Source organism: Eubacterium sp. CAG:156 (assembly GCF_000434315.1).
Classification (GTDB): Bacteria; Bacillota; Clostridia; order Lachnospirales; family Lachnospiraceae; genus Eubacterium_U; species Eubacterium_U album.
Map to the genome: position 1 here is coordinate 57,696 of NZ_FR878143.1, position 10,495 is coordinate 68,190.

A 10,495-nucleotide genomic window follows, 5' to 3' on the forward strand; every position below is an offset into this window, starting at 1 on the left:
TAAGTATGCAAACTAAATCAACCTATAATGCAAATTAAATCAATCTATAATCTTGAAAAACAATAGTCCTTATGCTAGAATTATTTATTGAGTTTTAGCATAAGGATTAATATTTGGAGGATAAATAAATGCAAAAATACGGATTAAACGAATTAAGAAAAATGTATTTAGATTTTTTTGCATCTAAAGACCATTTGGTATTGGGTAGCTTTTCTTTAGTTCCCCACAATGATAACAGCTTATTGTTGATTAATGCAGGTATGGCACCTCTTAAGCCATATTTTACAGGTCAGGAAATTCCACCTAAGACAAGAGTAGCTACATGTCAGAAATGTATCAGAACAGGTGATATTGAAAATATAGGTAAAACAGCAAGACATGGTACATTCTTTGAAATGCTTGGTAACTTCTCATTTGGAGATTATTTCAAGACAGAAGCAATTCATTGGTCATGGGAATTTTTGACAGAAGTTGTTGGATTGGAAGCAGATAGACTTTATCCTTCAGTTTATCTTGAAGATGACGAAGCATTTGATATATGGAACAAAGAAATGGGTATTCCTGCTGATAGAATATTTAAGTTTGGTAAGGAAGACAATTTCTGGGAGCATGGTGCAGGACCTTGCGGACCATGTTCAGAAATTTATTATGACCGTGGTGAAAAATATGGTTGTGGTAAGCCGGATTGCACAGTAGGTTGTGAGTGCGACAGATACATTGAAATTTGGAACAACGTATTTACACAGTTTGAAAATGACGGAAAAGGAAATTATACAACTCTTAAACAGAAAAATATTGATACAGGTATGGGTCTTGAAAGACTTGCAACTGTTGTTCAGGATGTAGATTCAATTTTTGATGTTGATACAATCAGAGCTTTAAGAGATAAAGTTTGTGAATTTTCAGGAAAAGAATATAAAAAAGAATATGCATGGGATGTTTCAATTAGAATTATAACAGACCATATCCGTTCAGCTACATTTATGATTTCTGACGGAATTATGCCATCTAACGAAGGAAGAGGTTATGTTCTTAGAAGATTAATCAGACGTGCTGCAAGACACGGACGTTTACTTGGAATTGATGGAAAATTCCTTGCAAAATTAAGTGAAACTGTTATTGAAAGTTCAAAAGACGGTTATCCTGAATTAGAAGAAAAGAAAAACATGATTTTTAAAGTTCTTACTGAAGAAGAAAACAAATTCAATAAGACAATAGATCAAGGACTTGGAATCCTTACTGATATGCAAAAAGAAATGGATAATGCAGGTTCAAAGACTCTTTCAGGAAAAAATGCATTTAAATTATATGACACATATGGATTTCCTCTTGATTTGACAAAGGAAATCCTTGAAGAAAAAGGATTTAATGTTGATGAAGACGGATTTAAAGCATGCATGGAAGAACAGAAAGAAAAAGCTAGAAAAGCCAGAAAGAAAACAAATTACATGGGTGCAGATGCTACAATTTACGAGCAGATGGATAAAAATATCACATCTAAATTTGTAGGATATGACAAATTAGAAAATGAATCAGTAATTTCAACAATTGCAACTGAAGATGAAATTGTAGAAGCAATCACTGATGGTGATATGGGAACAATAGTTGTTGATGAAACTGTTTTCTACGCTACAATGGGTGGACAGGCAGGAGATATTGGTGTAATTACAAACGGCGACAGTGAATTTGAAGTAAAAGATACAATTAAGCTTTTAGGTGGAAAGATTGGTCATATAGGACAGGTTACTAAGGGAATGTTCTCTGTTGGAGATAATGTTACACTTAAGGTTAATAAGCATAATAGAGAAGATACAGGCAAAAACCATAGTGCAACACATTTATTACAGAAAGCTTTAAAGATTGTATTAGGAGATCATATTGAACAGGCAGGCTCATTAGTTACTGCAGATAGACTTAGATTTGACTTTACTCATTTCCAGGCTATGACTCCTGAAGAAATTGAGAAAGTTGAAGATATTGTAAACAATGAAATCGCTGAAAATCTTCCTGTAATTACTAAAGAAATGTCATTAGAAGATGCTAAGAAGACAGGGGCTATGGCATTGTTTGGCGAAAAATATGGTGAAACGGTTCGAGTTGTTTCAATGGGTGATTTTTCAGTTGAATTATGTGGTGGTACTCATGTAGCAAATACAGGCGTTATTTCAGCATTTAAGATTGTTTCAGAATCAGGTATTGCTGCCGGAGTAAGACGTATTGAAGCTTTAACATCAACAGGTCTTATGAAACATTATGAATCAATTGAAGAAGAAATGAATCTTGCAGCTAAGGTTGCTAAAACTGAACCTATAGCACTTGTAAAGAAAATTGAAGCTATGCAGGAAGAAATAAAAGCTCTTATGAGTGAAAACGAAAAACTCAAGAGCAAAATTGCTAATGCATCTGTTGGAAATGCTGATGACCAGATTGTTGACGTAAATGGAGTTAAGTTATTAGCGATAAAAGTCGCAGACGTTGATATGAATGGTTTGAGAAATTTAGGCGATCAGATGAAAGAAAAGACAAACGATGGAGTTGTTGTTATCGTATCAACTTTAGGCGATAAAGTTAATGTTATTGCAATGGCTGGTGATGATGCAATCAGTAAAGGTGCACATGCCGGAAATATCATTAAGGAAGTAGCTAAATGTGTTGGTGGTGGCGGCGGTGGCCGTCCTAATATGGCACAGGCCGGAGGAAAGAATCCTGCAGGTGCAGATGACGCGTTAGCAAAGGCTAAAGAAGTTCTTGAAAGCCAGGTTAAATAATAAGCAAAAAATCTTCAATATACTATAAAAAGTGGTTGACGATGTGGAAATATATGTTATAATATTTTTTGTGTGTTATGAAACACAATACCTACAGTTTTAGGAATATCGTAACTGGAGGGAGGTAAGGAAAGAATGTCAAGCGTTATCGTTAAAGAAAACGAATCAATCGACAGTGCTTTACGTAGATTCAAGAGAAATTGCGCAAAGGCTGGTATTCAGCAGGAGATTCGTAAAAGAGAACATTACGAAAAACCAAGCGTTAAGCGTAAGAAGAAATCAGAAGCTGCTAGAAAGCGCAAGTATAATTAATTATAAAAAACCGGAGTTTATGCTCCGGTTTTTTTATGTATTATATTTTAAACAATTCATATACTTAATAATAATAGCTATATGTGGAGAAAAGCTATAGATAAATATAAAATTTGTGATGCCGGCCAAATACCTACAGATGTAGTTTTTAAAGAATCTATTGTCGATATTTTAGGGAAAAGGTGTGCTTATATAGAAAATTATATTTCAATAATTGAATTATCAGATACAAACATAATAGTTAAGTGCAAACATTACTATATATTTATAAAGGGTAACAGATTAAATATCGAATATTATAATAATAAAATCTGTATGAAAATAATAGGAGATCTTAATGAAATATCATTTTGTAGAAATTTGCATTAATAGTTACGATATAAAAAGATTATTGAAATTTAACGAATTAGAGTATAGAGAGATTAAGATTTCAAATAACGAAGCTACTTTTCTTATAAACAAAAAATATTTAGCAAGGCTAACAGAAAAATGCGAGAAATACAATATTGAAATTAAAAATGTTTCCGAAATTGGAAATATAAATAAAATAAAAAAAATTAAATACATAAAAATATTTGGTATTTCGTTAGCATCATTTTTATTGATTGTAGTTATATTATCTATGTTTATCTGGAACATTACAATAGATGGCAATGTAATGCATACTTCCAATGAATTATATAATTTTATAAGAAAACAAAACGTATATGTAGGAGAATATAAAGGAAAAATTGATTGCGATGAAATAGAAAAAAAGATTCGTAATAAATATTCTGATATAACATGGGTTTGTGCAGAAATTAAAGGGACAAATCTCATAATTCATGTAAATGAAAATTATAATCGAACGATAAAGGAACAGGAAAATTCTCCGTATAATATTATTGCAAATTGTGATGCACAAATAGATAGCATAATAACAAGAACAGGTGTCGGCAATGTAAAGAAAGGTGACAAAGTTAAAAAAGGTGATTTGCTAATTTCAGGAGAAGTAGATACATATAACGAATTTGAAGAAATTATAGCTAAGAAATATGTTAAGGCTGACGGTGAAATTTATGCCAAAGTTAAATATGAATTTAATAAAAAATATAAAATAAAAGAAAAAGTAAAAAAATATGGAAAGAAATATTCATATTTTAACGTTTCGTTTGGTGATATGACAATATTAAATGGCGAAGGCAAAAATAAAGACATTTTGATTGAAAAAAATAAACTTCATTTTTTGAGAAATTATTATCTGCCTGTTACATTTACAAAAATTACAAATATTCCTTTTAAATATGTTGAAGTAAAAAGGAATAAAATTCAAATAAAAACACTAATAGATAATGATTTTACATATTATTTAATGACTTTAGAACAAAAAGGGTATAAAATTCTAGAAAAAAATGTTAAAATGGAGATTGTCGGTGACAAATATATAGGAAAAGGACAGGTGACAGTTGTTCAACCTTTTGGGTCACTTGAAGAGTTAAGTATATCAGAGGAAGGAACTACAGTTAATGAGCGTGATTGAGAGTATTATAGATATTCCTGCTGAGCATGAAAAAAAGATTTATGGAAATTTTGATGAAAATATAAAGAAAATAGAAAGAACACTTCATGTCACCATTATATCTAGAGATTCACAAATAAAAATTATTGGTGGTGAAGTTGCTGCCAAAAGGGCAAAAAAAGTATTTGAACAGCTTTTTAAATTATCTTTACGTGGCAATGAAATAACAGAGCAAAATGTTGATTATGCGTTATCATTATCTTTTGAGGATAACGAACAGGCGATTGTTGAATTAGATGATGATATGATATGCAGAACTGCGGCAGGAAAGCCTGTTAAGCCTAAAACATTAGGTCAGAAGCATTATGTAGATGAAATACGTAAGAAGATGATTGTATTTGGAATTGGCCCGGCAGGAACAGGTAAAACATATCTTGCAATGGCAATGGCAATAACTGCTTTAAAAAATGATGAGGTAAACAGAATCATTTTGACAAGACCGGCTATTGAAGCAGGAGAAAATCTTGGATTTTTACCAGGCGATTTACAAAGCAAGGTTGATCCATATTTACGTCCTTTATATGATGCGTTATATCAGATAATGGGGGCAGAAAGTTTTATGCATAATTCTGAAAAGGGAATTATAGAAGTTGCTCCTTTAGCTTATATGCGTGGACGTACATTAGATAATGCATTTATTATCTTAGATGAAGCACAGAACACTACGCCTGCACAGATGAAGATGTTTTTAACAAGAATCGGCTTTGGATCAAAGGTAATCGTGACTGGTGATTTAACTCAAAAAGATTTACCTAGAGACGCTGTTTCAGGATTAGATGTTGCGTTAAAGGTTTTAAGTAAAGTTGAGGATATAAGTTTTGTTAGCTTGACGAACAAAGACGTTGTAAGACATCCTCTTGTTCAGAAAATCGTTAAAGCGTATGAAGAATATGATGAAAAAATGGCAAAAAAGAAACAACAAAGGGAAAAGAAATAATGAATATTTATATTGAAAATGAATATGACAAAGAAATGAAGGAACGACTTGATTATGAAAAACTTATAGAAGAGGTTGTTAATGAAGCCGTGGATTATGTGAAATGTCCATATGAGTGCGAAGTCAATGTAACTATAGTAACTAATGAAAGAATTCATGAGATAAATAACGAGTTTAGAGGAATTGACAAAGAAACTGACGTATTATCATTTCCGATGATTGATTATGATAAGCCGGGTGATTTTACAGGTTTTAATGAGATTGATGATTATTATGATTTAGATACCGGAGAATTAATTTTAGGTGATATTGTTATTTCATATGACCGTGTAATAAGTCAGGCGCATGAATTTAATCATTCAGTTAGAAGAGAATTTGCTTTTCTTGTTGCCCATAGTATGCTTCATCTGTTTGGATATGATCATATGGAGGAAGATGAAAGGGTAGAAATGGAAAGAAAACAAAATGATATTTTAATAAATTTAGGAATTACGAGGGAGTAAATATGCAAAAAAAGATACTAACAACATTAACATTAATCATGGTAGCTATGATTTTAGTAACAGGATGCAAAGGAAAGAAAACTGAAAAAAAAGAAAAAACAACTGTTGAAGAAACAACAATTGAAGAAACAACTGTCGACAATTCACATATCGGACAGGTAAGAAGTAAATTAACCGGTGAATATGTAGATGAAAAAATTGGTAATAGAAGACCTGTTGCCGTAATGTACAATAACATTATAAATGCAATTCCTCATTCAGGACTTAGCAATGCAAGTGTGTGCTATGAAGCACCTGTTGAAGGATGCATAACACGTATAATGGGTATTTTTGAAAATTACGATGATCTTAAAAAGATTGGTTCAATAAGAAGCTGCAGAATTTATTATTGTTATTTTGCCTTGGAATGGGATGCAATATATGTTCATTTTGGTCAGTCTAAATATGCACTTGATTTTCTTAAAAGCGATAAGATTGATAATGTAGGTTCATATCAGTCTGTAGCTAACAGTATATTCTTTAGAACAACAGATAGAGTTGCACCACATAACTGTTTTATTGATGGTGCAGGAATTAAAAAAGGAATAAAAGAATTAGGCTATAGAAAGAATTACAAGAAAGATTACAATTCGCATTTCCAATTTGCTGATGAGGGAACTAAAGTAGATTTGGCAAGCAAAAAGATTGCCAATAAAGTAGAACTTGGTTACCCGGTAAATAAACCTTGGTTTGAATATGATGCAGCTACAGGATTATATAAGAGATTCCAATATGGAAAAGCACACATTGATGATCAGAACAATGAACAGCTGTCTTGTTCTAATATAATTATTCAGTATGTTAACGCTACTCTTTATCCTGATAATAAGAGTTTGGATATGACTTTAACAGGCTCAGGAAAAGGTTGGTATATTACAAACGGTAAGGCTGAAAAAATTACTTGGAATAAATCAGACAAGCTTGGAAGAACTACATATTTAGATAAAGCAGGAAATGAAATTGTTTTAAATGATGGTAAAACATGGATTTGCATGGTTCAGAATGAATATTCTGATAATGTAAAAATTTCAAAATAAGAGTGAGTATTATGAGTAATGATGAGTTGATATCAAAAGCATATGAGGCAATGAAAAATTCATACGCACCTTACAGTAAATTTAATGTAGGAGCAGTTGCCTTATGTGGTGAAAAAATTTACATAGGATGTAATATTGAAAATGCATCTTTCGGCGCAACTATATGTGCTGAAAGATGTGCTATTTTCAAAGCTGTATCAGATGGATGTACAAAAATTGACAAAATAGTAATTGTATGTTCTACGCACGATTTTGCGTATCCATGCGGAATATGCAGACAGGTTATGACAGAATTTATGGATGAAAATGGAATAATTGTTGTAACTAATGATAAGGAAATAAGAGAATACAAACTTTCTGACTTGATGCCGGAAAGTTTTCGTATGTAATTAGGAGATTTCAATGTCAAAGAAAAAAATAAAAAGCAGCTTTCTTCTACAAGGAAGTATTTTAGCTGTAGCAGGTTTATTAGTAAGAGTTATAGGTTTAATATATCGTGTTCCTTTAACTAATATTTTAGGTGAAAAAGGCATGGGATGTTATGGCACGGCTTATGATGTGTATAATATTTTAATTTTATTATCATCACAAAGTATGCCTATTGCAGTCTCAAAGCTTGTTTCTGAAAAATTAGGAAGAAATGAAAATAATAATGCTCACAGAATTTTTAAAGGAGCATTAATATACGGGCTTGTAATTGGTGTTATATGTGGATTAATTGCATTTTTTGGCGGAGAATGGCTTGCTTCAACATTTTATCATGCTCCATCAGCCGGAAGAGCATTAAAGGTATTAGCTCCTACATTAACAATAGCATGCATTTTAGGAGTTTTCCGTGGTTATATGCAGGGACTTGGAGATATGGTGCCAACTGCGATTTCTCAGATTTTTGAACAGATTGTAAATGCTTTTGTAAGTGTATTTGCAGCATACGAATTATTAAATTATGGATACTCTGTTTCTACAATGTTATCAGAAAGTAAAGCAGAAGCAAATGCAATATCATATGGTGCTGCAGGTGGAACTTTAGGTACATGCCTTGGTGCGGCTACAGCTCTTTTAGTCCTGATTATTATCTACTTAAAAAGAAAGTCGGATATATTAGCTGACATTTCAAAGCAGGATAAAGGCGCATTGGATTCATTTAGTAGAATAACAAAAATGATTATATTTACAATTACACCAATGCTCATAAGTACAACAATTTATAACATTAGCAACTTGTTGGATAATCCGATTTTCCAGAATATTATGGAGTTGAAATTTGGCTTAAAAGAAGATGCAAGATTAGCATTGTGGGGTGTATACAGCTCACAGTATAGAGTACTTACTACTATGCCAATAGCTATTGCATCTGCATTAGCGGCAGCAATTGTACCGTCAATGATTCGTTCATATGCTGCCGGTGATAAACTAATTGTAAATAATAAAATAGATTCAGCAATTAAATTTTCAATGATAATTGCCCTGCCTTGTGGCTTTGGATTATCAGTATTAGGTGGACCAATCAACAAAATGCTATTTCCTAATTTGAGTAATGATATGATTGTTTACATGATGATGTTTAGTGTATTTACAGTTACGGCATTTTCTTTATCAACAATCAGTAATTCAATATTACAAGGAATTGATAAATTGAATGTTCCTATTAAGAATTCAGCAATTTCATTAGGTATTCATTTAGTTATTTTGCCTTTATTACTTGTTGTATTCAAATTAGGAATATACGCTGTTGTAATAGGTGATTTCACATTTGCAATGACAGTATGTGTATTAAATTCATATTCAATAAAAAATTATACAGGCTATACACAGGAAATAAAAAATACATTTGTTAAACCTATTATTTCATCGGTAATTATGTCTATATGTTGTTATTTAGTTTATTTATTATTCCATAAATTAATCGGAAGTAATACAATATCAACGTTAATCGCTATATGTGTAGCTATTGCAGTATATGGAATTATGGTTATTAAAACGAAAATTGTTACAGAAAATGAATTAGAATCTGTTCCAAAAGGAACTATGATTATTAAAATATGTAAAAAAATTCATCTGCTGTAGTATATAAAAATATAAAACGGTAAAAAATATATGCAAAGGAGTTTATTTATGAACAAGCGTGCATATATTTTTTGTTTAGTTGCAGCTGTAATTGTTGCAACATTTGTAATTGGATATAATATTGGAACAGATAAACAATCAAAGAAGAATAATTCTCAGACTAATGCTAAAGTAATAGAAAAAGAAGGCTATTGGTTGCAATCAGTGGAAGGATACATTGTAGTATTTGAAAATGATAGAGCAACTGTTGTTGCATCCACAGAAATACCAGTGTCCAGTTTGTCAAAAAAAGAGCAGGATGTTTTAGCTGAAGGTTTTTACTTTGATACAGCAGAAGAATTATTTAAATTTCTTGAGGCTAATACCAGTTGAGGAATATTTACAATGAAAATATGTATAATCGGTGCCGGAGCGGCAGGAATGATGGCTGCAATAAATGTAGCAAATGAAAATAATGAGGTTTTTATTTTAGAACACACATCAAAAATAGGCTCTAAAATAAGAATCTCCGGTAATGGAAAATGCAATTTGACTAATGAATCAGTTTCAAAAGAAAAATATAATAATCAGGACTTTGCAGATATAGTATTAAACGAATTTTCTGTCGATGATACAAAACAATTTTTCTATAATTGCGGTTTAATGTTAAAAGATAAAAATGGATATTATTATCCTATGAGTGAGCAGGCAGCATCTGTTATTGATGTATTGCAAAGTGAATTGTATAAAAGAAATGTAAAATTAATTACTGATTTTCATATTACAAGAATGTATAGAAAAGATGATAAATTTATAATTAAGGGTAATAATAAAGAAATTATAGCCGACAAGCTTATAATTGCAACTGGTGGAAAGTCTGCTGCAAAAACCGGTTCTGATGGAAGTGGATACAGTTATGCAAAAATGTTTGGCCATAATATAATTGAACAGGTTCCCGGATTAACAGGAATTGTATGCAAAAATAAAATCTGTAAATCTTTTGCGGGCGTAAGAACTAAAGCAACTGTAACAGCTTTTATAGAAGGAGCATCAGTGTATAAGGAAACCGGAGAAGTGCAATTTACTGATTATGGTTTATCAGGAATTCCTATATTTAATTGCTGTAATTATATTTCCAGAGCTATAAATTTAGAAAAAGATGTTGAAATAACAGTTGATTATTTACCTGATATTAAGAGTGAGGATATAGAAAAATTTATTATTACACAAAAAGATAACGGAAAAAGTGTATTATATGCTTTAAAAGGAATGTTACCGTCAAAAATAGCTAATGG

At 31.3% G+C, this 10,495-nt stretch carries 10 protein-coding genes; all 10 read left to right on the top strand.

Features of this window, described 5'->3' with window-relative positions:
• The first annotated feature begins 128 nt into the window (after positions 1-128).
• A complete protein-coding gene (gene alaS, locus ABMA45_RS03050; protein WP_022088412.1) occupies positions 129-2,768 on the top strand; it encodes an alanine--tRNA ligase in 2,640 nt (879 codons plus the stop codon).
• A gap of 135 nt (positions 2,769-2,903) precedes the next feature.
• Complete coding sequence (gene rpsU / locus ABMA45_RS03055; protein ID WP_005362674.1) at positions 2,904-3,080, top strand: 30S ribosomal protein S21; 177 nt, start codon at positions 2,904-2,906, stop codon at positions 3,078-3,080.
• A gap of 337 nt (positions 3,081-3,417) precedes the next feature.
• Positions 3,418-4,599: a sporulation protein YqfD gene (locus ABMA45_RS03060; RefSeq protein WP_022088414.1), complete on the top strand. Its 1,182-nt coding sequence runs from the start codon at positions 3,418-3,420 to the stop codon at positions 4,597-4,599.
• Positions 4,586-5,575: a PhoH family protein gene (locus ABMA45_RS03065; RefSeq protein WP_022088415.1), complete on the top strand. Its 990-nt coding sequence runs from the start codon at positions 4,586-4,588 to the stop codon at positions 5,573-5,575. Before ABMA45_RS03060 ends, ABMA45_RS03065 begins: the two co-directional genes overlap by 14 nt.
• Positions 5,575-6,078: an rRNA maturation RNase YbeY gene (ybeY, locus tag ABMA45_RS03070; protein WP_022088416.1), complete on the top strand. Its 504-nt coding sequence runs from the start codon at positions 5,575-5,577 to the stop codon at positions 6,076-6,078. The genes ABMA45_RS03065 and ybeY overlap by 1 nt, the downstream gene beginning before the upstream one ends.
• A gap of 2 nt (positions 6,079-6,080) precedes the next feature.
• Positions 6,081-7,154, top strand: coding sequence for a DUF3048 domain-containing protein (locus ABMA45_RS03075; RefSeq protein ID WP_022088417.1), 1,074 nt, complete (start codon positions 6,081-6,083; stop codon positions 7,152-7,154).
• Between the two features lie 11 nt (positions 7,155-7,165).
• The gene (locus ABMA45_RS03080) at positions 7,166-7,543 is read left to right on the top strand and encodes a cytidine deaminase (RefSeq protein ID WP_022088418.1); all 378 of its coding nucleotides are present in this window, start codon (positions 7,166-7,168) and stop codon (positions 7,541-7,543) included.
• Between the two features lie 13 nt (positions 7,544-7,556).
• Positions 7,557-9,221, top strand: coding sequence for a putative polysaccharide biosynthesis protein (locus ABMA45_RS03085; protein ID WP_022088419.1), 1,665 nt, complete (start codon positions 7,557-7,559; stop codon positions 9,219-9,221).
• Positions 9,222-9,269: 48 nt separating this feature from the next.
• Positions 9,270-9,593, top strand: coding sequence for a hypothetical protein (locus tag ABMA45_RS03090; RefSeq protein ID WP_022088420.1), 324 nt, complete (start codon positions 9,270-9,272; stop codon positions 9,591-9,593).
• A gap of 12 nt (positions 9,594-9,605) precedes the next feature.
• On the top strand, positions 9,606-10,495 hold an 890-nt coding region (locus ABMA45_RS03095), incomplete at its 3' end, for an aminoacetone oxidase family FAD-binding enzyme (RefSeq protein ID WP_348029905.1).